The organism is Aliiglaciecola sp. SL4 (genome assembly GCF_041538045.1).
Classification (GTDB): domain Bacteria; phylum Pseudomonadota; class Gammaproteobacteria; order Enterobacterales; family Alteromonadaceae; genus Aliiglaciecola.
In genome coordinates this window covers 294,216-319,129 of the sequence record NZ_JBGOSE010000004.1, presented here as the reverse complement: position 1 = coordinate 319,129, position 24,914 = coordinate 294,216, and the positions used below count along the sequence as shown (strand labels likewise).

Below are 24,914 nucleotides of genomic sequence, written 5' to 3'. Positions count from 1 at the left end.
AGTTACGCTTACAATTGCGAGGGAGCGGTCGCTTCCTCCTGAACTGGCTCTGGAATAAGGATACTCATAATAATTGCGATGACGCCTGCCGTGGTAATTGCAGATGAAAATATATTTCGTAGTGCTTGGGGTAACCCTTGCAGTGCATTCGGCTCCATCAGAACCCCAAAGCCAGCGCCAAAAGACGTTGCCATAATCAAGGTCTTACGTCTGTCTATGGGTTCGCTTGCCAATATCTTAATACCAGCCACGGCTATGGTGGCAAACATGACTAAGGTAGCGCCGCCTAAGACAGGCTTAGGAATGGACTGCAACACCCCGCCGATAATTGGAAACAAGCCTAACAACACCAAGATACCAGCAATGTAAAATCCCACATGTCGACTCGCTACACCGGTTAACTGAATCACCGCATTATTTTGGCCAAAAGTGGTATTGGGAAAAGTATTAAATACCGAAGCAAGTGCCGAGTTCACACCATCAGCCAGAATGCCTCCTTTAATGCGTTTTAGATATTGTTCACCTTTAATGGGCAAACCACAAAACAGGCTGTTAGCGGTTAAATCACCGGAGCTTTCCAGAGCTGTCATCAGATAAATTAGGGCAACGGGTAAAAACACCTCCCAATCAAAGTTTAATCCGTATTTAAACGGCACAGGCACACTAAACAAAGATTGTTCACCAATATGCTCTAGCGACACAATACCTAACCAGTAAGCCAGCAATGTGCCTATCACCATGCCCACCATTATGGCCGATAACCTAATCCAAGGGTTTGCCGAGACATTAAGCACAATGATGGTAACCAGCACAAAAATACCAATATATAAATTTTGTGTATCGCCAAAAGTGTCGCTACCAAAGCCACCCGCTAGGTCTGTCATTCCTACTTTTATTAAACTAAAACCAATGGTGGTGATCACTATGCCAGTGGTTAGTGGGGTAACAATACGCTTCACTTTAGTTATGAACTGACTAATAAACACTTCAATAAAAGCGCCGAGCAAACATACCCCGAAAATAGTCGACAAGACCTCCTCGTTGCTGCCTCCTTTGGCTTTAATTGCAAAGCCGGCCACTAAAATGGCACTAACAAACGAGAAACTAGTGCCTTGTACGGCAATTAAACCACTGCCTATAGGACCAATGGTTTTCGCTTGAATAAAGGTTGCCATTCCCGACACAAATAACGCCATGCTTAACAAGTAAGGCAACTCGGCTTGTAACCCTAAGGTGCCGCCAATGACAAGGGTTGGTGTAATAATCCCCACGAAACAGGCCAGAATATGCTGAGTCGCGGCAGTAATGCTTTGCTTTTTCGTGGGTATATCATTTAACCCGTAAAGCAGTTCAAGGTTTTTTTGCATTGATTTGCCTTAGAGTTATCAGTAAATGGAATTTCGAACTTGATATCATTTAGTTTGATTTTAAGTTGGGAAAGCGAATAGCATTGCGATGCAAGAAAATGACCAATCAGTCAGGTTTTAAATTTGTTAATTTTAAAGGGCTAAGAGCTAGAATAGGATCAAATGACTTCAGACAGAAATGCATTATTGCACTGAAATGATGCAGCATAGGCAGTTATTAAAATGCACAAGTCAATTAACTTAGTTGGATAGCAAGACCTCAAATGAGCCTCCAATTATTATCTTGCAAACATTCAGTGACTTTATCGTTTAATATTAGCGAGTTGAACTGACGAGGTCGAGCAAATCACCATTGATAACTTGGGCTGGATCATCGTTACTCAATTCTGCAGTTAAACTATCTAATTGCACAACTTTGTAAACACCTCGGTCAACGGCAACCAATGCCGCATTACTTAGTCCATTTGCACTAACAGGCAAGCGTTTTTTATAAAGTAGGAATTTATCGCCTAACTTTAGCCCGTTGTCTAAGCCCATATTAATGATTAGTTTATTGTTATTGGTTCCCACAATTTGCGCAAAACTCTGTTCACACTGAAGTTTATTGGCAACATCTGAAACCGCGCCATTAACGGTATTGAGTACTGTACGACCATAATCACTGCGCCAGAACAAACTGTTATTGGTATCAACATTGTAATCATCACTGTATTCCCAATCGGCTTCACTGTGGTAAGACTCTTGGAAAATAATCGTATGTCGGTAAACATCCAGTACGTACACTTGAATGGTAAAATTGCGTCTTAACGACACGTCATCAGATAGCAGTTCTTCTTTTACTTGTTCGAACAAACTAATATCACGAATAAAGCCAAACATTACAAACTGCCGACCATACTCTTTGGACATATAAATAGCTTTATTGGTTAATTCGTTGAGATGAATTTGATCGTAGGAGTCAACCCCTGTAAACGCCTTGTCAATCAATCGAACCATAGGACTGGTTTGTTCAGCACGCAATTGTTGCTCGATTCGCTTACTTATCTGCTTACCAATATCGAAAATACCACCATAGCTGGCTTGCTGAGGTTTTAACACTTGAAATTGGGTTAGCAACACTGAGCGGTTATAGCCATCATGAGGACAATTAAACATAGGAGAAAAATCCACTCTGACGATAACGCTGAATATATCCTCATTCACAGATTCACTTAGTACTTCTACACGCTGAATTTGACCTTGGGTGGTGATAACAGATTTACTACTGACTAACAGGCCATCTAGCACCACATCTTCGGCTGAAACAAAACTTCCGTTTTTAAAAGATGCATCTGCTACTGCATTCTTGATGGCTGTGACTCTCACATCACTTACATCCGCGCCATCTAATTTTACAGTAGCCTCGCCTTGCTGCCAGACAGCAAAAGCGTTGGGGCAGGTCAGCAAAAGCACTAACAAAGTTATGCAATTAAACATTTTCATCATATTTATATTCATTTATAAGTTAATTGAAAATGCCAAATAATTTGTTTATTACTGACTCTTCTTGATTAGAGTGCAATTCACCTTTACCGCTATACTCGATACGTGAATTGCCCACTTTAGATGAAATAATGGTGTTTGAAGCATCAATGTCAACGGTTCTTATTTCGCCGGAAAACCTGACATATTCTTGTCCCGTATTCAGCGTAATCCACTTCTCGCCTGCAACCACAAGGTTACGATTAGGTAGGACTTCTTTTACGTAAACGGTAATATCACCTGTTAAAGAATTAGATTGGTTAGCTTCTGATGATGTATCAAACTCATTTTCTTGGTTGTGCTCAATATCTAAATCAGTTTCATCAATCTGAATAGGTCCGGCGGTAACATTCACCGGCCCTAACTCGAAACGGCTGCTTTTATCGGTTTGAAAATCAACAGATTTTTTTGATGTAGTTGACTCACTTAGCCTAACTAAAATCATATCACCCACTTGGTATTTGCGGTGCAACTTATACAGGCTCGCTTCGTTGTCAGGTTGGAAAAGTGATCCCGTAGGCACAGCAATAGATTCAACCTCCTCCATGCGGATGGGTCGATAGCTAGGATCATTTGGCATGATTTCTTTGTCTTTTTGCGTAACAGCTCTTTGACTAACTTTTGGATTGGTTGGTAGGTTTTCGACAACTTCTTCTTCTACAGTAGGCGTCTGAGAACAAGAGCAAACAAGAAAACAGAAAAAAGTAATAAAGTGATATTTTTTCATAGTGAAATATAACCTCTATTGCTATCCAAAGATAACAACACGTTTATTATTAGAATTGCCTCTCATTTGCCAAATTCTCAGGTAAGTTTACCGAAAAATAAATTCTCTTGAGTACCTTTACTAAAACTTTACACAAGCGCTTTTAATGTAAATAAAAATTACCTCAAATTATTTAAGTCCATGATACGTGGTTAAATTTTTGGCACGATATTAGCCTACAAGAACTTACACAAGTTCATCCAAATTGCATAAATTAAGAGTAATTCATAGCCATGAATGTCATCGATACACTGCAAAATAACTTAGGTTTAGGTGCCTCAGTTGAATCAACTTCTGAGAGTCAAAGTACTGCAAATACGGATGGGATCAATCAGGTATTTGGTGGGTTAATGTCGCTGATGCAGCAAAGTACCAGTGATAATTCGACTCAAGATGATAGCAATATGGACTCTGCCATTGATAGTATCCAGAAAAGTCTATTTTCTGCGATTGGCTTAGATCAATTCACCGAAGACTCCTTATCTCAATTGACGTCATTAGACTCTATTGCAAACCTGCAAACGTCGTTATTGAGTAGTCTCAATGCAAACCTTTTCGGTGCTGCAACAGCCGCGATTACTGCACAACCAGAGGTTACTACCACAGACTTGAGTGAATTAAATTCTGACTCAAGCTTGTTAGGTTCAATTCAAGATATTTCAAATTATGTGGTAGGTGATGATGGCTTAGGAATGGACGATTTTTTTGACACTATCAACATACTAAATCATGTTCCTATCGTCTCTGACATCTACCAAAACACATCTAATACGAGTGTGGATCCGGTGTCTGAATTATTAGGTGGATTTGTTTATGGAGGACCTATAGGAGTGGCGTTTGCCGCTGCGGATATGGCAATTGAATCATTCTCTGGAAAATCCATTTACAACAATGTCACGGATTTTATATTTGAAGATGCTGAGAAAGAATCAATAGAATCAACGGTTTCTCAGGTTACCAATACTATTGAACAAGCGAATAAAGCGTATAGTTTTGTTTCAAGAACTTATTAACCTCTAATACGCTATAAATAAGTGCAAGTAAGTGGCAAAGTTACGCCAACTTAGGGATAAAATTTGTCGAGCTTAGGCAATCTATTGCCAATTTCACACCATGAAAGTAAATTTTGGCAAATCGCTTTTGCATTTAATCACAACGAATACGACTAACCGCCTGTTGCCATAACCCATAAGCGTGGTCTCGTTCTTGTTTGCTGAACCTTGGTACAAATGTATGTTCGCATTGCCACTGCCCACTGAGTTCATCTAAAGATGTATACACTCCAGCTTGTAACCCTGCTAAGTAAGCGACGCCTAAAGCAGTAGTTTCGGTAATTTCAGGTCTATCAACCTCTGCACCTAAAATGTCAGCTAAAAACCCCATTAACCAGTCATTTTTTACCATGCCGCCATCAACTCTCAGATTAGTAGCCCTAGCACCGTCACTTTCCATGGCTTTTTGTAAATCTTTGGATTGATAACACACCGATTGCAAACCAGCGGCGACAATTTCATTGATTCCAGTATCACGAGTTAACCCTAAAATTGCACCACGAGCATCAGGATCCCAATATGGAGCGCCTAACCCGGTAAACGCGGGTACCAAAAACACACTGTTGTTTGCACTGGCCATTTTCGCTAAAGATTCGCTTTCAGCGGCATCTGTGATTAATTGCAATCCATCACGTAACCATTGAATAGTGGCTCCTGCCATAAAAATACTACCTTCCAACGCATAGGTAGTTTCTCCGTTTAGTCGATAAGCCACAGTGGTTAACAGCCGATTTTCCGATTTTAAAGGCGAAGAGCCGGTATTTAAAACCATAAAGCAGCCTGTACCATAGGTTGTTTTGGCCATGCCCTTTTTAAAACAAGTCTGTCCAAACAATGCAGCTTGTTGATCACCAGCAACCCCTTGGATAGGAATAGCTTTGCCAAGTAGTTTAGGATCGGTTTTACCAAACTCGTCGGCACTGTTTAGTACCTGAGGTAACATTGAGCTAGGGATGTCGAAAGTGTTTAACAGCTTGCTATCCCATTGCTGTCGATGAATATCGAATAGCATAGTTCGAGAGGCATTGGTTGCATCGGTGTAGTGGCAACGGCCTTTAGTTAAACGCCAAATTAAAAAGGTATCGATAGTGCCAAAAGCAAGTGAACCAGATTCAGCTTTTTGCCGAACCCCTTTTACATTATCGAGAATCCATTGAATTTTAGTGGCACAGAAGTAAGGATCCAACAACAGCCCTGTAGTATTGGCAATGTAATCAACTAGTTGAGTGTCTTGTGCAAATTGTTTGCAAGTTGAAGATGTTCGTCTGTCTTGCCAAACGATGGCTGGGTAAACCGCCTTACCGGTTTTTTTATCCCACACTAGGGTTGTTTCTCGTTGATTTGTGATACCGATGGAAATTACTTGAGAAATGTCGATTTGTGCTTCACGTATGACGTCTTTGCAGGTTTTAAGGACGCTTTGCCAAATTTCTTCAGGGTCATGTTCAACCCAAGCATCTTCGGGATAAGATTGACTGAATTCTTGTTGTGCAATAAAACAAGGTTTACCCTGCAACGAAAATAAAATCGCTCTGCTACTGGTTGTGCCTTGATCAATAGCCAGAATATAATTTTGCACTGCGAACTCCCATGATGAAAAGGCACGCCCATTGGCCATTTTCATATTCCACTTAACTTAACATCAAACCTTTAAAATAACGTTAACATGATGTGGCCTATCGAACATTAATTTCTGTTACACACTTCAATTATGCTAATCCCTCTCTTTTTGGCACTTTAAACGCTTCTTCAGCCTCATCGTAGAGTTGTTCAACAGTGTGATACAGATACAAAATATGATTGTGAAATTGATACCAATGATCTTGAACCCTAAGTCACTCTAAGCGCAAGTCCAGAACAATTCATCGCAATTAGCCAAAAAACGCGGCTTCTTGAAATGCCTAAAGATGATTCAACGAAACCCAGTTGAATAAAAGCACCAGGTTATATGAACAGTACAGAAAATTAGCAAATCAAAGGCAAGCTAATCGCTAAACATATTTGGGCCATTGTGGTGCCATGCTCCGGCGAAGTCAAAGCGCATTTTGAAACAAAAAGTCTCTATGAAATTTTCATCAATTCCAGATTTGAATAAAGGGCAGCTGGCTGTTCTATGTGCGTTGCAATGAATAATGGTCGTTTAAACCCTAGGGAGCGATGTGCCTCGACTTTATATAGAAACATTGAAGGATGGCATGGCATGGATGGATCCACACTGTTAAAGAATCTAGCAAAGACAGCGGCGGCACATAAAGCACAGATCAGAGGCTTAGGTGAGATATCATGATAACGAACTATGAATGTTTGAACAGAGACAACGTGATATTCAACCTTGATTTTGGCGAAAAAAATAATTTAGGCTAAATGTTCGGATAAGAAAGTTCGAGTTCGTGCTAAGGCTAGTTCAGCACTGGGCTGATGATAACTAGCACGATCTGCACAAGAAAAACCGTGATTGGCCTGCTCATATACAAACGAAGGTTGTTTTGGGTTCGCGTCACGGATTAATTCAATGTCTGATAAAGGCACATAGGGATCCTCTTCTCCGAAATGAAATAATATAGGACAACTAGGTTGCAGAGATAAATGGGATGTGATTGCAGTACCGTAATAACTAATCGCACAACTAGGTGACAATTCACAAGCGCTAGTATAGGCTAACGTTCCGCCCATACAGTACCCTAAAACAGCAACCTTACCGTCAACACTTACCGCATCCATCGCGCTTTTAATATCGATTATCATACTTTGCTGGTCAGATTTACCCATGAGCTCAACACCTTTATCCACATTGGCGTAATCAACCACAATACCTGGCTCAATTCTGTCAAATAACGATGGAACGATAGTGCGATATCCCATCGCAGAAAATTCTCTTGCCACCGATTTCAAATGCTCAGTAATACCGAATATCTCCTGAATAATGACCAAACCCGCAACCGCATTTTCTGGATCGCAAAGGTAAGCTGAAAATTGATGTCCATCTTCTGCAGTTAAATTTGTCATTTTATTCACAGTTGTTACCTTCTTTGGGCGTGTCATACGCTTTTGACACTAAGAGTGTTCGTCGTATCGATAGCCATTTTGTAAGAACTTATCGCTGCCAATTATGTTATTGATAGGCTCTGGTATAGGTTTATTTCCTTTAAAAAGACCTAACTTTTGGCTAAGATTAGTCGCGGCTTCTCTACCACTATTGGCCATGCTATTTATCATTACTGCAGGGTATAGCGCCATAGAAACACCGAAGCTTTGTAACTGCTCAGGGGTAAACAGCGAAGGATTAATTAAATTGTATAGCACTGGTGCATTTTCACCGCATATTTTGGTTAGTTTTTGAATGTCAGCCGGGTCTTTTATACCTTCCACAAAAACCATATCTGCACCGGCTTCAATAAAAGCTTGAGCTCGCATTAGCCCTTGTTCAACACCCAAGGTAAATACAGCATCACTGCGGGCACTAATAACAGTCTCTGACTTTTGTCTTGCGTCCACAGCGGCTTTGATTTTACCCACCATGGCATCGGTTGATAAAACTGGACGTGCGGCAACTTGTTTAGGAGATTTCGTATTTAATTGATCTTCGATCTGGATACCATTCGCGCCAGCACGCTCAAAGGTTCTCACCGTTCTTTGCACATCGAAGGCATTGCCAAATCCACTGTCTGCATCAACTAACAAATACATATCTACACGATCACGTATACGCTCTAACGCGAATGCCATTTCTGTTAAAGTCACCAATCCAATATCAGGTCTGGCCAATTGCGAATAGGCAACTGCGGAACCAGAAACAAAAGCAGCTTCAAATCCAGCTTCCTCTACTAGCAATGCGCTTAAGGCATCAAATACACCAGCGGCCATTAAAAGTTCTTGTTGCGCCAAACGTGTTTTTAAGTTCATTTTCATATACAATTTTCTTTTTTAAAGTCGATTAAATACAACGGTATTTACCAATCGATTGACACACCGATGTTGTTATCCATTGCATTGTTAAATGCGCACACCCCAGCAGCTAAATCCTGCGCCGAGACGCCTAATGATTTATAGACCGTAATTTCTTGACCAGATTCTCGTCCAGGACTATTGCCTAACAACACATCGCCAATCTCACCCACAATATGATTCTCATCGATAAGTCCAGCGTCTATTGCATCAAGTAACTCACCGGCTTGCGCCATCGCTGACTCTTTATAATCAATGTAGAACTTTGCGCGAGTCACTACATCGGAATCAGCTTCTGAAGATGTTCTGATCGCCGCTCCAACTAAGTTAACGTGAGTGCCGGGTTGCAGCCATTTACCTTCCAATATGGGTTGGGTGGACGAGGTAACAGTGCAAACTATATCAGCCACAGAGACAGCTGCCTGCGCATCTATTTCGAATACTATTTCAATATTATCTGCCACTTTTGGGCTGCTTTGACATTTCTCAATTAATTTGGTTGCTCGCTCACAAGACCGCCCCCAAATGATAATTTTATCAAGTTTAGTAACAGCCAGTATGGCTAAAATATGATGCCAAGCTTCATCGCCATAGCCCATAACGGTCAACGTTTTAGATTCTTTTCTGGCGAGAACTTTAGTCGCCAACGCACTCGCCGCAGATGTACGTATGGCGGTCAACTCGCCACCATCTAATAGTGCTTTGGGAACACCCGTGTCTGCATCAAAGACCATGACCGCGCCAATATGGCTACCTAACTCACTACCTTCTACAGGAGGGTATTTACTCACGAGTTTCACACCGAAGCATTTAGGATCTTGAATATATCCCGGCATCATGGTGAATTTACCCTTGGTTTGAGGGATACCAATGAATTGTCGCAGAGGCATAACAACATTACGTTGAGAAACACTTTTCATCGCGCTTTCGACTACATCTACACATTGAGCATGACTAAGACTTGCTGACACATCATGCCGATTTAAAATCAACATTAATTCAGTCCTCGCTTTTTGGTTTAGGTGGAACAAATCGTAACTGTTCCATTACTGATTCTACGCCGTCTGGGCGGGGAAAGTGAGCAGGTGGTTCGTCACCGGGAATACGAAGTTTTCCGATAGCGCGAAACCAATTTTCAAGAGCTGGCGGAAAAAATACCCAAAACATATGTAAGTCTTCATCACCGGTATTCTCAATTATATGGCGGGCATATCGGCCGAATAAAACGGTTACACCGGGCTTTAATTCGTAGGTTTCATCTTCTATTTTGCAGATCCCTGTCCCCTTATGGATAAAGATCAATTCATGGTTTTGTTTATGACCATGCTCACGAACATGGCAACCTGGAGGTAACACTTGTGTACCGCTGGTAAACGTATCGTAAGGCGTATTATCTGGGCTGAACTTCATGGTAACAAAACCATTTGAAGGTTCAGGTTGCCAATAAGACTCGCCTTCTTCGGGTTCTACCACTGCCCACCAGGGCGTTTTAGTTATATCTTCAGGCATAATATTTTGCTCTTTTGAGGCATGAAAAATCGACTTAAGCGCCAATGTCTCATAGCGAAAAATGAAAAAACAATAGAAACTTAACCACCATATATGAATGTAATCTATATGATTTATACATCAGTATTACAGGGAGTTAATGACCTTTGCGAAACGTTTGATATCAGTATGTTTAAAACCCGCCAAATTAATTCGTCCATCGGGTGACATATAAATACCGTGTGTGGAATTCAATTCTTTAATTTGAGCTTGGCTAAGGGGTAAAAGAGAAAACAAACCACGTTGCTGTTGCAAAAATTTGAAATCAGCACCTAGTTCCGCAGCCAAAGTTTGCCGAGTATTAATAATACGCTCACGCATAACGTTAAGTTCAGCTAACCATATACCTTTCAATTTTTTGTCACCCAAAATAGTGGCAACGATTGCAGCACCATGGTCCGGAGGCATCGAATAAGAGTGGCGAGCGAAGCTGCAAAGATTATCCTGTACTAGCTTGGCAGTACTTTGATCCTTGGTTAAGACGAAAATAGCACCTGTCCGCTCTCGGTATAGACCGAAGTTTTTCGAACAAGATACTGTAACAATCGCCTCTTCCACGTTTTGCAATATATGACGAATGCCTTGTCTATCTTCTTCAATTCCATCACCAAACCCTTGGTACGCCATGTCGACCAATGGAATAAGGCCTTTTTTATTACAAATAGCAGTGATTTCTTGCCATTGCTCTAAGGTAAAATCACTACCGGTCGGGTTATGGCAGCAAGCATGAAGTAAAGCTACATCTCCAGCATTTGCGGCTAGCAACGCATTGACAACAGATTCGAAATCTACTTTTTTCAAATCTGCGTCGTAAAATTGATGAGACTCTATTTCAATTCCTGCGGCTTGAAACAAAGGCCCGTGATTAGCCCAAGTAGGTAAACCAAATAGGATTTTACTGGCCTGCGATGTATATCTTATCAATTGAGCCGCTAACCCAAGCGCGCCACATCCACCTGGAGTTTGAATACTAGTCAGGCGATGGTGTTCTGAAGAGATATCCCCAAATGCAAGGTCTCGTAAATGATCTAAAAATAGCTTATCGCCAACCAGTCCAATATATGCCTTACTATCTTGTGTTGTATGAAGTATTTGTTCTGCAGACTTAACCGCTTCCATTACCGGTGTATTACCAGCATCATCACGATAAACGCCCGGTCCTAAATCAATTTTATTGTCCCTAGGATCAGCTTTATATTGCGCCATTACAGCCATGATGGCATCGGGTTTTGTACTCGCTAACTGTTCGAACATTTGTCACACACCTTAGAGATATTTCAATGGATTTACAGTTAAGTTTACTGCGCACCTAGATCATTAATTTGCATTGAACTTTGGCATGCTTGAAAATAAAAAGAAAATAGATAATTAAAGTCTTGCTATAACTGGAAGTAATACCACCAGACGATTTTTTAAATTGTGTACAAAACCACTTTCATCTTAAATAGACCAATAATGTAATAACGTTTATTGTTGGGACTATTCCGTGAGCAAACAACAAATAAGTCCGCTTTCTACAGAAGAGCTCGAAGAATATTGGGCCACAATCGCTGAAAAAATTGAGTGGTTTAAGCCATACAAACAAGTAATCGACAAATCGATTGTGCCGATTCCACAATGGTTTGTGGGTGGACAGATGAATACCTGCCACAATGCGCTTGACAGACACGTTAACGCTGGCAGAGGAAAAAATATAGCGTTGATTTACGATAGTGATATGACGGGTGAAAGACAGCAATATAGTTATCAAATGTTGCTCGAAGCTACAACAACATTTGCTGGAGCAATGGCAAGACAGGGCATTGGCAAAGGCGACCGTGTCATTATCTACATGCCGATGATCCCACAAGCAATAATCGCTATGCTAGCATGCGCTAGAGTTGGTGCCATTCATTCCGTTATATATGGTGGCACGGCAGTCGAAGAACTAGCCAGCCGAATGGAAGATACGAAGGCCAAACTTGTTATTACAGCCAGTTGCGGATTGAAATCTGGCCAAATAGTGGAATACAAACCAATTATTGATGAAGCTATAGATCAAACTATACATCAACCTGATTTATGTGTCGTATTACAGCGTCAACATGTCAATTCGCCACTTAAGTTTGGTCGGGACCACAATTGGTTTGACTTTATTGCAGATGCAGTACCACAAGATTGTGTTCACGTAGAAGCAACAGACCCGCTATACATTATATATGCTTCTGGCGTCATGGGAAAACAAAAAGGGTTAATTAGGGACAATGGTGGCCATGCTGTCGAACTCAACTGGACCATGACATCTATATATAATTTAGAACTGAATGATGTGTTTTGGGCGTCATCAGATATTAGCTGTATTGTGGGTCATTCTTATTTAGTTTATGGGCCACTATTCAACGGGGCTACAACTATTTTATATGAAGGTAAGCAAGGCAACTCCTTAGACGCTGGAGCTTTTTTGCGGATTATCGACGAATATAAAGTAACTTACTTACTTACCGATATAAAAGCACTTGAAACAATCAAAGCAGAAAACTTAGTCGCCGAAAAACTTCAAACACATAATTTTTCGTCGTTAAAGTCTATTTATTTAACGGGTGACAAGTGTAAAGAAAATACACTGTTGTGGTACAAAAACACATTAAATATTCCCATTATTGATCATTGGTGGCAGACAGAAACGATTTGGCCAATCGCAGCTGTAAACAATTTAGACTGTGGAAATTTTAAACCAAATCCCACCGCTGTCAGTCGCGCAATTCCGGGATGGAACGTACAAGTCCTTGACAGCAATGGTATACCGACCAATGGGGGAGAGACTGGGGAAATTGTATGTCGTTTGCCACTTCCTCCAGCTTCACTTGTTAATCAGTGGAATGCTGAGACCTATTTTATTGAAAGTCACTTTTCTGTATACCCTGGCTTCTATAAAACAGGTGATACGGGTTATGTAGATGATAACGGCCAAATTATTATTGTTACTCGCTTCTGTAACATAGTAATCTAATTTAAAATTATGTGTTCATTATCACAAATATAAAATCATATTTGATACTAAGGAAATGTGACTACAGTTCTCAGACTAATACATTGAATATAGACTGAGAACTTAACAGGTATAAGTTAGGATTTAACTTGTTTGGCAGCGCAACGACCTGCTATTTTTCCTAACGTTGTCGCAGTCACAAGGCCATTTCCAGCCATATATCCAGACGCACCAGAACCTGATATACCTCTAGCAGCACCACCACCAGCAAACAAATTCGGAAAGGCTTTACCTTCTTTAGTTAATACTCTGGCATCGGCGTTGATTGCCAACCCACCTTGAGTATGAAATAACGCACCAGTTACTTTCGCTGCGTAAAAAGGAGCAACCAAATTAGTTGTTTTGCTGAAGTCTCTTCCAAATTCGTCAGAGGCTTTTCCTTCGATACAGTTAGCAACAAGTAATGCAGTATTTTTTAAACCATCAGCAGAAATATTAACTTTCGCAGCTAATGAATCAAGACTATCGGCTTGCACAATAGCTCCTGCTTCAACAGCATCTTTAAAATCTTCAAATTCGATCATTAGTTCATACAATCGTTGATCAAAAATACTCCACGCAACATTACCCTCTTGGGCGATGACATTGACAGCTTGTTCTGAGTATCCCTTGGTTTCATCAGAGAAGCGTTTACCAGCACGATTAACTTGGTAGCCCCCCTCCATAATCAATGGCCATAATATTGGAATACCATGACCATGGGCTAATCCACCATGTCCTTGATATGCATCCATATCACCTAATGCTGCGCCCATTTCTTCTCCCCACTTTACCGCATGACCTTTATTACCGGGGTGCCCATGAAACGTTGCGTTGGCCATTTCTGGTGTGTATTTGGCAACCATTTCTTCACTACCAGCAAAACCGCAACAGGCCAATATTAAGGTTGAGCAACCAATAACATCACTTTCTCCATCAGGTCTAAATACTCTGACACCTAAAACATTGTGCTCATTGTCTACAATCAAGTCTTCAACTGACGCTTCAGTTAGGATATCTACTTGATTTTCTAAAGCTGCGGATTCCAAACCTGCCATCAGTTCAGCTCCACTTCGACCAGGACTACCAAACATTCGTTGCACACTATGCCCCGGATATAAGAATCCAGTCACTAAAGATAAAGGTAACTTATGCTTTGTTTGTAACCATGAGATAGTCTCTGCTGATTCTTGAGCTACTTTCATGACAACTTCTGGATCTGCACCATTTTTAGCTTTACGTTGAATGTCTTTAGCGAAAATTTCTGCTGAGTCTGTTATTCCCGCCGCCAATTGTTCTGGCGTACCCGCAGCAGGAATCAACCCTGTCGACATGACAGTAGTACCCAAAGGTGACTTGTCCTGCTCCAAGACTAAAACATCTAAACCTGAATCGCTTGCAGCTAACGCCGCAGATAACCCACATGCTCCAGCTCCTATGACAACGACAGGATATGTAATTTCAAATGCTGGGGCTGACTCTACAACTTCTACTTTCATAGTTAATTTGACCTATATTTTACTGAAAACATACCGTTTCTTAATTATTAGTTGACCAGGTATATGTTTTCCTTGATTTTGTACGTACCAATCAACCAGTTATTCGCACGTAGTCACCTGACAACGATTTAACGTATTCGATAAGCTCATCCGGAAACACGAGGATGCAAGCTCACATTCTTTATTCTGCAGCAGCTTTATTCACATATTTCCCCTTAATCTAGACACTATTATTCAAGGGAAGTCTTATATGAAAGCAAGCAGAAAACGTAATCATAAATACAATTTATGAAGCTAGCATAGATCCCTAATTAGTTCTATTGAGCTAGTTTCATGGATCTATACTTAGAACGCATAGATGATATATAGGCCTTTAAAGATCGAACCTAGAGTAGAAATCAAAGTCTAAGTACAAGCTAAAAATGATTGGTAAAAAAAAGGATTCGATGAAGTAAAAAATGCGAATGAAAGAAATGAAACTCGCAATTAGCTTGCGAGTAAATTCAAAGATACTTTGCTGAAGTGTAACTTCAAAAATCAACAAATTTTAATGAAACCGCTAAGCAGCGGCTCCATTAAACGTATTTACTAAAACTTATATGAAGCATTCAAGCCAACAGTTCTGCGTTCTCCATAAAACAAGTTGTATAAATCATTAAAAGGAGATATCACTACAAATGCATTAGAGGTGTAAATTTCATCCGTTGCATTTTTCGCCCATACATTCAAACTAATGCCATTATCAAGGTCAATACCAGCACTTAAGTTAAGTAATGTTCGACTAGGTATAGTGGCAACGTTAGCGGTAGTGGCATAAAACTTACTTTGCCAGCTTAAATCACTTCTTATGTAGTAATATCCACTATCTAATGAGCCTTCCCATTGAATACCTAAAGATGCCTGAGATTTAGGCGTTCTTTCCGTGTCATTACCACCCACTTCTCCGTCGGAATTACACACGATATCATCACATGGCGTACCGCCACCAACAGAAGGTCGAGCCAAACGTTGATCCTTCGTGCCATTCTTGTAGGTTGAATCAGCATAGGAAAATGTCGCATCAACAGTTAGGTTATCAGTGAGTAGATAAACTGTATCAATTTCAAACCCAAATACTTCGGCATCACCCAAATTAAGCGTGATAGCCGAATTCTGCGGACTATCCGAACCTGGATCAGCAGATTGTACTTGAATGTCACTCCAGTCTATGAAATATACGCTTCCATTTAAAACTAAATCGCCGTCCAAGAAAGTATTTTTAGACCCTATTTCAGCTACCCAATTTGTTTCTTCACCAAATGTCTGATCTTCAACGAAAGTTGCTGAACCATTAAAGCCGCCACCCTTATTACCTTTGGCTAAAGATGCAAATAATAATGAATCGTCATTTAAGTCATGCTCTACTGTGAAACGTGGTGTTACCGCATTAAACTCGGCATTAAAGGCTTCTCCTGAACGATTGTTAAGTAGGTCAACTTCAGTTTTTGCATAACGCACTTCTGTGCCAGCACGGGTTGCGCCATCTTCCGATGTCCACTGTAATTCACCGAATATTGAATTCACGTCAGTTTTAGTCAACTCATTTGCTAACGGAGAATTAAAAGGCCCTGGATTCAGGATATAACTAGGCACAACCTGGTTAACTAAAGTCATATAATCATTTGGATCGGTAATTGGCGCGATATTGAAACTAATAAATCGATAATCATCTTCACCTGAGGATATATACCCTCCAAAAGCAGCGCTTAGCTTGTCACCAACAAAACTGAATCTGAGTTCATGAGAATCGTATTCAATTCCACCGATGGGAGTAGTTTGAAAATTACATAAATCAGCAAAGCCAAGATTAGCATTTAAAATAGTACCGCAATTAATGGGGTCTGGCTCACTGCTTGTTCCGATATCTGTGTCACCTTCAATCTTTCCATACAAATAGCTAACGCTCCACATATCTGACAGAGCATATGAAGTGCTAAAACGAATTGTGTCAGTATTTGCATGTACGCCATAAGCTCTAGGGTCAACTATGGTTGTCTCGTCAGGGGCTGGAATTTCACCACAAATTAACAGGTTCTTACCAAATTGGGTATTACCACAATTAAACTCCTCAGTATTATAATTGTGATCATAAGCTCGTCCGGCGCGGGCTTCATTTTTCACTTCATAATTATAATAAGCTAAATCAAATTTCCACTTCTCTGTAGGTTCCGCAGCCAAAGAAATTGAGTAAGATGTGTTATCCCGGCCACCAACATTGCCATTGGTACTGCGATCATCACCAATATCTAAATCTGCGTATGGGTGACTATTTTCCCAACTCCCATCAAATTCAGAGGTGTTGTATGAAGCAGCAATAGCAAACTTCTCCGAAATAGGAATCTGAATAAAGCCACCGTAATCGACTCGCTCATCAGAGCCAAAAACAACATCGATGTTACCAGAAATCTCATCGTCACCGACTGCAGCTTTAACTGGAATATAATTAATAGCACCAGCGAATGCATTACGTCCATAACGAGCGCTTTGTGGACCCTTTACAATTTCAATTCGTTCTACATTGGAAGTACCAATGTCAATTGCCCAAGAACGGGGAATATATAAGCCATCAAAAAAGGTGGCGACGTTTTGTTCAAGTGCAGTCACACTTGTTTGAGCTTGTCCGCGGATAATTGGCGTAGCAAAACCACCTGAAAAATCCTCAAAACTAAACCCTGGTGTAAAACGCGCAACATCATCCAATTCGGAAATTGAACGACGTTTCATATCCTCTTGGCTAAATGCCGTAATCGATAGAGGTACTTCTTGGATAACCTCAGGACGTCCTCGAGAGGTAACAGTAATAAGTTCTATCTCAGACTTATCTGCTTCTTGGGACTCAGTTTCCTGGGCTTGCAACATATGTATGGGAGTTATGCCAAGTGCTATTACAACGACACCTATAAAAACAGGCTTCAGTTTCAATGTGTTCATTTTAGTTTTTATCATTATTATATTATCCTCGAAAGGTTGGGCAATTACGCAAGTTCCTGCGTTAATTTAGATATAACCGTAATATCCCCGAGAAAACAAATAACTATAAGTTGCATAACGATAAATTCTGCGCATATCTTATTGCAATATAAATAAAGATAAAAAATAACATATAATTTTTATACACTTAAATTAAAACTGATTATTTAAACAGCAGGATTTATTTATCTAAAATTAAGTATTTTTTATAATCTTCGAGCCCAGAAGCAACAACTATGGCCCCGAAAAACATCAAAATAGGAGGAACCAAAGCCATTGAGTAACTAATTAAATTAGGATCACCAAACCATAGGTCGGTAGTTATAGCTACGCCAGTTGGACCCAAAGTGAAACCTATTAAATTTGCGATGAGTAAATACATAGCCACAACCTGAGCGCGCATTCTATTCGGTGCAATTTGCGGTAAAGTAGCAGTTCCAGTGCCAAAAGGCATTGCCCCAAAGAACAACAAGGGAGCGAGTAAAATAAGAGAGCTCTTTGCACTCCCTATTATTGGAAAGGCGATAGCAATAGGAATACAAATCAAAGTAGCAATAATAGGCACTAGAAAGTTGCTTCCTAGAATACCAGATTTCGTTATTCGGCTACTTAGCCACCCTCCAGTTACTACACCTGCAGTACTAAATATTGCTGCAATAATTCCAAACCATGTACCTATTTCAGATGGAGTCCAACCGTAAGTTCTAACAAAAAAGCTAGGAACCCAAGCACCAATTCCAAATTGAGCAGATGCCATTAACGTAAATCCGATGAAGATAGCAAAGAATATTCTTCTATTCGTAATAATGTACTGAAGTACTTCCTTTAGTGGGACATTACTTGAATCGACGTTAATTTCACCAGTGCGCGGCGGCTCTTTTACCAACCCCATTAACAAAACCAACAAAATGCTAGGTAAAGCTACAAGCATAAAGATGAACTGCCAGCTTTGGACATCCCCCAATATTGGTAAAGAAATATCACCCAAGACCATCACTTTATCTATCACGAATGCACCTAAAATAAGCGCAATACCAGATCCGACAAAACCAGCCCCAGTAAACACGCTTATAGCAAGTGGGAGTTTTTCTTTAGTGAAGTAATCGCCCAATAAGGAGTATCCCGCAGGTGATAAAGTTGCCTCACCGGCACCGACGAATATTCGCGCAATAAAAAGACTCCAAAAACCGACCGCTAACCCACAAGAAAATGTTGCCATAGACCAAATTATGATGCCAATAATAATCACTCTAACCCGATTGCCAGAATCTGCGACTCTGGCAATTGGAATAGCGAGCAAGGCATAAAACATTGCAAATGAAAAACCTTGTAACAAGCTAATTTGAGTATCACTGATACCTAAATCGAGCTTGATTGGCTCAACCAATAAATTAATAATCTGTCGATCAACATAGCTCACTATTGCTGCTAAACTTAGTATTCCAACGACAAGCCATTGATACCATTTGTCTTGCTTTCTTATATTTACTGAAGCTTCAATCATCGGTGATTTCCAAGGTCAATAGACCCATTTTGGTAAGTTATTTAATTTGAGTTTCGGAACGGCGGTGCATAGATTTCAAGCAACAGACAAAGATCTAATCTGACCAAAAATAGCAGCATCTATAAAGTTCAAACCGTTAGTATGAACCTTCCTCAATTTCTTTGCATGCCCTGCGTATTCCTTCGAAGAAGGGCGCTAACAAAGGCCTACCAGCAATATCTTCTCGATAAATTAGTCCAAATTTACGACTAATAGGTGGACCTTTAACTTTCAGTTCAACTAGATTGTCATTTACTGAGGAATCATGAATTAGGTGCCTTGGTAACACACTAACAAAACCACCTCTTTTTAGCAGTGAGTGGATCAGCTCAAGGGAGTCTGTACGCACAAGGCTTGCTGGAGTAACCATACCTTGAGACGCAAAAAATTGGGTAAACATTGCGGCTGCGTGAGGTTGATCTACAATCACCCAGCGAGCAGCTTCTAAATCTTTAGAATCACAAACGTCTTTCTCGGCTAGCGGATGATCTTTATTAGTAACGAAACTAACATGCAAATCACTAAGGGGCTCAACGATTAATTCTTCAGGTACATTAACTGACGGTAAACTGGAAAACACGACATCCAAGTTTCCTTCTACTAATTTGTTAATTAACCCCTCGAAAAAACCAACTGTAATCCCCATACTTAAACTGTCGTGGGTGGTAGCAAGTTGCCATACAACATCGTCAACGATATGTTGAGCAAATAACGCCCCAACACCAATCTTCAAATTACCAACAACCCCTTCGGCGGCAAGAGGAACATCTGCTTTAATCTTTTTGACTTCATTGATAATTAAATGCGCATGACGATATAATAAGTCTCCAGCTGGTGTTGGAATAACGCCTCGAGGTAGGCGCTCTAATAAATCCACACCAAGTTCATGCTCAAGATTTTTTAAGCTGCGAGTTAGTGCTGGCTGAGTAATAAACACAGAGTCTGCAGCAACACTCAGTGTTCCTTTCTCTATTGCTGCGACTAAATAACGTAATTGACGAATTTCCATAACTACACTTGACCCACGCTTTTAATATAGAAGATTTAACGTTACCCGTTTTTTATAACACACTCATCCATAAAAGGTAAGATAACTTTGTGCTCTAAAAACTGCAAACAATCTATTTTTTTAACTCAATTGCTCCTCAAGATTAAATAGATAGGAAAAACAAACACTTAAAATAAAGTCATATACTTATCTTTACGTTAATTAAGCGAACGCGCAACGGTTAAAATCTTCTACACTATAAAATGACACAAACTACTTTTTAGGCTTACCTAATTCACCTCGATTTTCTTTTCCTTTCAAGGTTTTAAAAGTGGCATATTCGTTAACACCTTCCATTTCTCTTTTAGCCCAAGTCGTAGCAAAACCTCGAGGGAAATTTTCATCCGAATCTTTTTCACCGCTTTTCGACCATAAAACTGGAAAGTGGCTACCCATTGGTTTTTCACCTTCAATCATTTCATCAAAACTAACACCTGCTAAGTTTACACAATCTGGTCTAGGAGCCCATCGTATATCATCACCGAAAGCTCTAAATGAGATAGCAACTCGCCAATCATCTGCACTATTACCAGATGAATAATGTAGCGCTCGTGGGTGAACAATTAATAAATCACCGGCGTCCATGTCCCAACTTAAAAACTTTGTTTTACCATCATTACGACGAGATTCACATTCAGGATGAGGCATTCTGTCGTCTGGCTTAATCATTTTTCGTGCGTTAGGTGAGAACAACCAATAAGGTACATTCTCATGGTGAGAGCCGGCAATAATTTCTAAACAGTTTTCTTTTTTCACTTGTGTTATTGGCAACCACAAAGAAGGTACCATTTCACCGGTTGTCGGCCACCCCATGTGATCTGTGTGCCAAATAGTTTTAGCATCTGATTTTGGTGGTTTCGCAAATATTTCATCAAAGAAAAATCGTATTTCATTCGATTCCAATATTTTCCCACAAGCTTCAGCAATGGGAGATTCGAATACCATTTTGCGAAATTCTGGAATGCAGCGCGACATATAACGACCTGGAATTGCAGGTAACAAGCCAAAATCTTCTTTTTCAATAACCAAACGTTTCGCGATAGGTAAAAGCGTTTTGATCCATTCGCTATTTAATACGCCACGCAAGCATACAACGCCATCTCGGTTATAGGTGTCTATATCTTCTTGTGTAATAGGGTTCTGTAGTTCTGTATTTAAAGCCATAATTAGTCCTCTATTCGATTTAATCTAATGACGATGAATACAATCTAAATGGATTAAAAAAAAGGATCCAATGAGTGTTGATATATCATCAATAGATAATATGCATATCAGAGATAATTAACCGTAATAGATTAGACAATTGGCATTTATACAGAATTGATGTTACTTAGTTGCCACCACTGGCATCTCAGTGCGATAAATCACTTGTTTTAAAGAAAAACTAGACTCTATATTACCGACACACGGTATCGTCGTTATTTTGTCAAACAGAAATTTTTCATAACTCTCCATATCAGCGACTAACACTCGTATTAGATAATCTGATGAACCGGTCATTAAAAAACACTCCATCACTTCTTCATAACCACTAACAATAGATTCAAATTGTTCTAGTGCGCTGCGACCTTGCGTTTTAAGGCGTACGGTCAAAAAAACATTAGTCCACATACCCAGCTTAGTGGGATCAATGATACCCACATAGCGCTGTATTACACCGCTATCTTCTAATGCTTTGACTCTTCTTAAACAGGGAGATGGCGATAAACCTACTTTATCAGCAAGTTCTGCGTTACTAATACGACCATTTATTTGAATACACTCCAAGAGTTGAACATCTAGCTCATCCAGCTTTATTTTTGGCATATATAACCCTGAATATGAATTTTATTGATAGATAATACCTTATTATGCAATTGTTTAGAACTTGAATGTAATGTAGCTTCGTCAAATAAAGCTGAATTTATGAATTTAATGGGAGAGAGTGTGATGACAGAAATATTGAGCGATTTATTAGTCGAAGATAGAAAAGAGTGGCTAGAATCTATCGATTACATTCGTGATCACTTTGGTAATGATGCAGTTAAAGATTTACTAAGAGACATGCAAGACTATGCACTTAGTAAAGGTATTTCTGTTAATGAAGCAACTTTAAATACATCCTATATCAACTCAATTCCATTGTCTGAGCAACCGGTTTATCCGGGTGATATTGAACTAGAAAAGAAAATAGAAAACATTATCCGTTGGAATGCAATGGCAATAGTACTTCAAGCCCAAGATCAAGGTACAGGGGTTGGAGGGCATATTGCAACATACGCCTCTGCTGCAACCATTTTAGAAGTTGGATTTAATCACTTTTTTAAAGCTAGTTCGAACACCTATGGCGGTGACACTGTCATGCCCCAGCCTCATGCAGCACCGGGTATATATGCTAGAGCATTTATTGAGGGCCGATTAACAGCGCAGCAATTATCAAATTACAGGCGTGAACTAGGTGAAGGTGGAGGACTATCTTCATATCCTCACCCACGTTCTTTGCCTTCTTTCTGGCAAATGCCAAATGCTTCAATGGGACTCTCTACTCCCGCGGCTATTTACCATGCTCGTTTCTCCAAATATTTAGTTAACCGAGGATTAAAAGCGGATACAGGGGGAAAATATTGGTGCTTTATTGGTGATGGTGAAGCAGATGAGCCGGAAGTACTTGGCACCATTAATATCGCCTCCAGAGAAAAATTAAATAATTTAGTGCTGACCGTTAACTGCAACTTACAGCGTTTAGATGGACCAGTGAGAGGGAATGGAAAAGTAATCCAAGAACTTGAACGATCATTTAGAGGTGCTGATTGGAACGTGATCAAAGTAGTTTGGGGATCAGGATGGGATGTATTACTTGCTCAAGACAGCAAAGGCATACTACGTAAACGAATGGATGCTTGCTTAGATGGCGATTACCAACGTTACTCTATACTGCCAGGTGGTGTGCAGCGTGAACACTGGGTTGAAGGTAATGCTGAACTAGAAAAAATGATGAATTCTTTAACCGACCAAGAACTCAAGCAAATAAAACGCGGTGGTCAAGATCCTAAAAAGATTTTTGCAGCCTTTCAACAAGCCTCGTTAGAAACAGATAAACCTACCGTTATCTTATTTAAAACCGTAAAAGGTGATGGAATGGGGCCTACTGCAGAGGGTCGAAATACCGCTCATCAGAAAAAAGATCTGAAACATGAAGAGCGCATAGCATTAGCCAGAAAATATGGAATCCCCATCAGTGATGAAGCGGCAGCAAAAGCTGAACTTTATCGCCCCAATGAAAACAGTGACGAAATGCGTTATTTACAGGAACATAGGCAAAATCTAAACGGCTATTTGCCAAGTAGAAACGTCAATTGTCCATCTATTCCCACACCCCCCTTGGCATTTTTTGCCGATATATTAAAAGGGTCAGGAGATAGAAAGTTATCGACCACTATGGTCACCGTCAGACTATTAGCCAAACTACTCAAAGAGAAAGAAATTGGTAAATATATAGTACCAATAGTGCCTGATGAGGCAAGAACCTTTGGTATGGATGGTTTGTTTAAAGCTGCAGGTATCTATTCTCACGATGGTCAAAACTACACCCCCGTTGATGCAGATACTCTATCACCTTATAGAGAAGCCAAAAACGGTCAGATTTTACAAGAAGGTATCTGTGAAACAGGCGCAATAGCCTCTTTTATGGCTGCGGGTAGCGCATATGCGTTACATAATTTACCAATGATTCCTTTTTATGTGTTTTATTCTATTTTCGGCTTTCAACGTGTCGGCGATATGATCTGGAGCTGTGGCGATATGATGTGTCGAGGATTCCTCATTGGTGGAACAGCCGGACGCACAACATTAAATGGAGAAGGCCTACAACATCAAGATGGCCACTCACATATTTTAGCTCAAACTGTTCCCAATATGGTGAGTTATGATCCAGCATTCGGCTACGAGTTAGCCATCATCATCCGTGACGGTATCCAACGCATGTATACGGAACAACAAGATATATTTTATTACCTAACCGTGTATAACGAGAATAATGTGATGCCTGCACTTCCGGAAGATAAAGGTATTGCAGAGAATATATTGAAAGGTGGTTACCTCTTTAAAAAATCGACTAAACAAAAAGGAGAGTTGATCAACCTGTTATCTAGTGGCTCAATTATGCAACAAACTATTGATGCTTATACGCTACTTGATAAGTTGGGGTATCGAGTAAATATTTGGAGTATTACCAGCTTTACCGAATTGCAACGAGACGGAGAAACCGCAGAACGTTGGAATCGTTTACATCCTACCGAGAAAGCTAAAACGCCTTTCGTACAAACATTATTTAAAGGCCAGAAGGGTGTCTTTATTGCCGCAACTGATTATATGAAAAGTTATGCCAGCAGCATTAGTCGTTGGATACCAGGAAGATATGAAGTACTTGGTACAGATGGTTACGGCTTAAGTGAATCAAGGGAAAACCTCAGGGATTTCTTTGAGGTCAGTACAACCTATATTGCCCATGCAGCAATTTCAGCATTGCTCCAAGATGAGCGAATTAGCAAAGAACAATATCAGCAGCATTCCGAATTGTTAAATGTAGATTTTAACAAATGTGACCCTCGCACTCGTTCATAGGAGACTG

The 24,914-nt window shown here is 40.2% G+C and carries 18 protein-coding genes and 1 pseudogene; 4 read left to right on the top strand and 15 right to left on the bottom strand.

The features are described 5' to 3' along the window. Nucleotides 1-8 precede the first annotated feature (8 nt). The 3 genes from AB6T38_RS08480 to AB6T38_RS08470 all read right to left on the bottom strand — a co-directional run bounded on the left by AB6T38_RS08480 (nt 9) and on the right by AB6T38_RS08470 (nt 3,615). Nucleotides 9-1,367, bottom strand: coding sequence for a uracil-xanthine permease family protein (locus tag AB6T38_RS08480; RefSeq protein WP_372546887.1), 1,359 nt, complete (start codon nt 1,365-1,367; stop codon nt 9-11). A gap of 315 nt (nt 1,368-1,682) precedes the next feature. After that, entirely contained in the window at nt 1,683-2,852 is a 1,170-nt protein-coding gene (locus AB6T38_RS08475) for a flagella assembly protein FlgT middle domain-containing protein (protein ID WP_372546886.1), read from the bottom strand. Nucleotides 2,853-2,871: 19 nt separating this feature from the next. Next, on the bottom strand, nt 2,872-3,615 hold the full coding sequence (locus AB6T38_RS08470) for a flagellar basal body L-ring protein FlgH (RefSeq protein ID WP_372546885.1): 744 nt from the start codon (nt 3,613-3,615) through the stop codon (nt 2,872-2,874). A 272-nt stretch (nt 3,616-3,887) separates the two neighbouring features. Between AB6T38_RS08470 and AB6T38_RS08465 the strand changes: the two genes are divergently transcribed. Beyond that, complete coding sequence (locus tag AB6T38_RS08465) at nt 3,888-4,667, top strand: hypothetical protein (protein ID WP_372546884.1); 780 nt, start codon at nt 3,888-3,890, stop codon at nt 4,665-4,667. Nucleotides 4,668-4,800: 133 nt separating this feature from the next. On the opposite strand, the gene glpK is transcribed toward AB6T38_RS08465, so the two are convergent. Further along, nucleotides 4,801-6,285: a glycerol kinase GlpK gene (gene glpK / locus AB6T38_RS08460; protein ID WP_372546883.1), complete on the bottom strand. Its 1,485-nt coding sequence runs from the start codon at nt 6,283-6,285 to the stop codon at nt 4,801-4,803. 528 nt (nt 6,286-6,813) lie between these two features. On the opposite strand from glpK, the pseudogene AB6T38_RS08455 reads away from it, so the two are divergent. Continuing rightward, nucleotides 6,814-6,993, top strand: a pseudogene (locus tag AB6T38_RS08455) (3-isopropylmalate dehydratase large subunit); the annotation flags it as partial. A 68-nt stretch (nt 6,994-7,061) separates the two neighbouring features. Here the strand turns inward: AB6T38_RS08455 and AB6T38_RS08450 are convergent. From AB6T38_RS08450 to AB6T38_RS08430, 5 genes are all read right to left on the bottom strand, one after another. Further along, a complete protein-coding gene (locus tag AB6T38_RS08450) occupies nt 7,062-7,712 on the bottom strand; it encodes a dienelactone hydrolase family protein (protein WP_372546942.1) in 651 nt (216 codons plus the stop codon). A 48-nt stretch (nt 7,713-7,760) separates the two neighbouring features. Beyond that, nucleotides 7,761-8,615 (bottom strand): oxaloacetate decarboxylase, encoded by an 855-nt coding sequence (locus AB6T38_RS08445; RefSeq protein ID WP_372546882.1) that lies wholly within the window; start codon nt 8,613-8,615, stop codon nt 7,761-7,763. Between the two features lie 41 nt (nt 8,616-8,656). Further along, entirely contained in the window at nt 8,657-9,646 is a 990-nt protein-coding gene (locus tag AB6T38_RS08440) for an ornithine cyclodeaminase family protein (protein WP_372546881.1), read from the bottom strand. A gap of 4 nt (nt 9,647-9,650) precedes the next feature. Continuing rightward, the gene (locus AB6T38_RS08435) at nt 9,651-10,160 is read right to left on the bottom strand and encodes a cupin domain-containing protein (protein ID WP_372546880.1); all 510 of its coding nucleotides are present in this window, start codon (nt 10,158-10,160) and stop codon (nt 9,651-9,653) included. Nucleotides 10,161-10,286: 126 nt separating this feature from the next. Further along, on the bottom strand, nt 10,287-11,453 hold the full coding sequence (locus AB6T38_RS08430) for an amino acid aminotransferase (protein ID WP_372546879.1): 1,167 nt from the start codon (nt 11,451-11,453) through the stop codon (nt 10,287-10,289). Between the two features lie 232 nt (nt 11,454-11,685). Here AB6T38_RS08430 and AB6T38_RS08425 point away from each other — a divergent pair, with 232 nt between their 5' ends. Continuing rightward, complete coding sequence (locus AB6T38_RS08425; protein ID WP_372546878.1) at nt 11,686-13,188, top strand: AMP-binding protein; 1,503 nt, start codon at nt 11,686-11,688, stop codon at nt 13,186-13,188. A 116-nt stretch (nt 13,189-13,304) separates the two neighbouring features. On the opposite strand, the gene AB6T38_RS08420 is transcribed toward AB6T38_RS08425, so the two are convergent. From AB6T38_RS08420 to AB6T38_RS08395, 6 genes are all read right to left on the bottom strand, one after another. Next, the gene (locus AB6T38_RS08420; RefSeq protein WP_372546877.1) at nt 13,305-14,705 is read right to left on the bottom strand and encodes an FAD-dependent oxidoreductase; all 1,401 of its coding nucleotides are present in this window, start codon (nt 14,703-14,705) and stop codon (nt 13,305-13,307) included. 588 nt (nt 14,706-15,293) lie between these two features. Beyond that, nucleotides 15,294-17,690, bottom strand: a complete 2,397-nt coding sequence (locus tag AB6T38_RS08415; protein ID WP_372546876.1) for a TonB-dependent receptor — start codon at nt 17,688-17,690, stop codon at nt 15,294-15,296. Between the two features lie 205 nt (nt 17,691-17,895). Continuing rightward, a complete protein-coding gene (locus AB6T38_RS08410) occupies nt 17,896-19,218 on the bottom strand; it encodes a spinster family MFS transporter (RefSeq protein ID WP_372546875.1) in 1,323 nt (440 codons plus the stop codon). Between the two features lie 136 nt (nt 19,219-19,354). Continuing rightward, nucleotides 19,355-20,266, bottom strand: coding sequence for a LysR family transcriptional regulator (locus AB6T38_RS08405; RefSeq protein WP_372546874.1), 912 nt, complete (start codon nt 20,264-20,266; stop codon nt 19,355-19,357). A 252-nt stretch (nt 20,267-20,518) separates the two neighbouring features. Further along, nucleotides 20,519-21,469, bottom strand: a complete 951-nt coding sequence (locus tag AB6T38_RS08400; RefSeq protein WP_372546873.1) for a phytanoyl-CoA dioxygenase family protein — start codon at nt 21,467-21,469, stop codon at nt 20,519-20,521. A 162-nt stretch (nt 21,470-21,631) separates the two neighbouring features. Next, the gene (locus AB6T38_RS08395; protein ID WP_372546871.1) at nt 21,632-22,111 is read right to left on the bottom strand and encodes an Lrp/AsnC family transcriptional regulator; all 480 of its coding nucleotides are present in this window, start codon (nt 22,109-22,111) and stop codon (nt 21,632-21,634) included. Nucleotides 22,112-22,234: 123 nt separating this feature from the next. On the opposite strand from AB6T38_RS08395, the gene aceE reads away from it, so the two are divergent. Then, nucleotides 22,235-24,907, top strand: coding sequence for a pyruvate dehydrogenase (acetyl-transferring), homodimeric type (gene aceE, locus AB6T38_RS08390; RefSeq protein ID WP_372546870.1), 2,673 nt, complete (start codon nt 22,235-22,237; stop codon nt 24,905-24,907). Nucleotides 24,908-24,914: the final 7 nt, after the last annotated feature.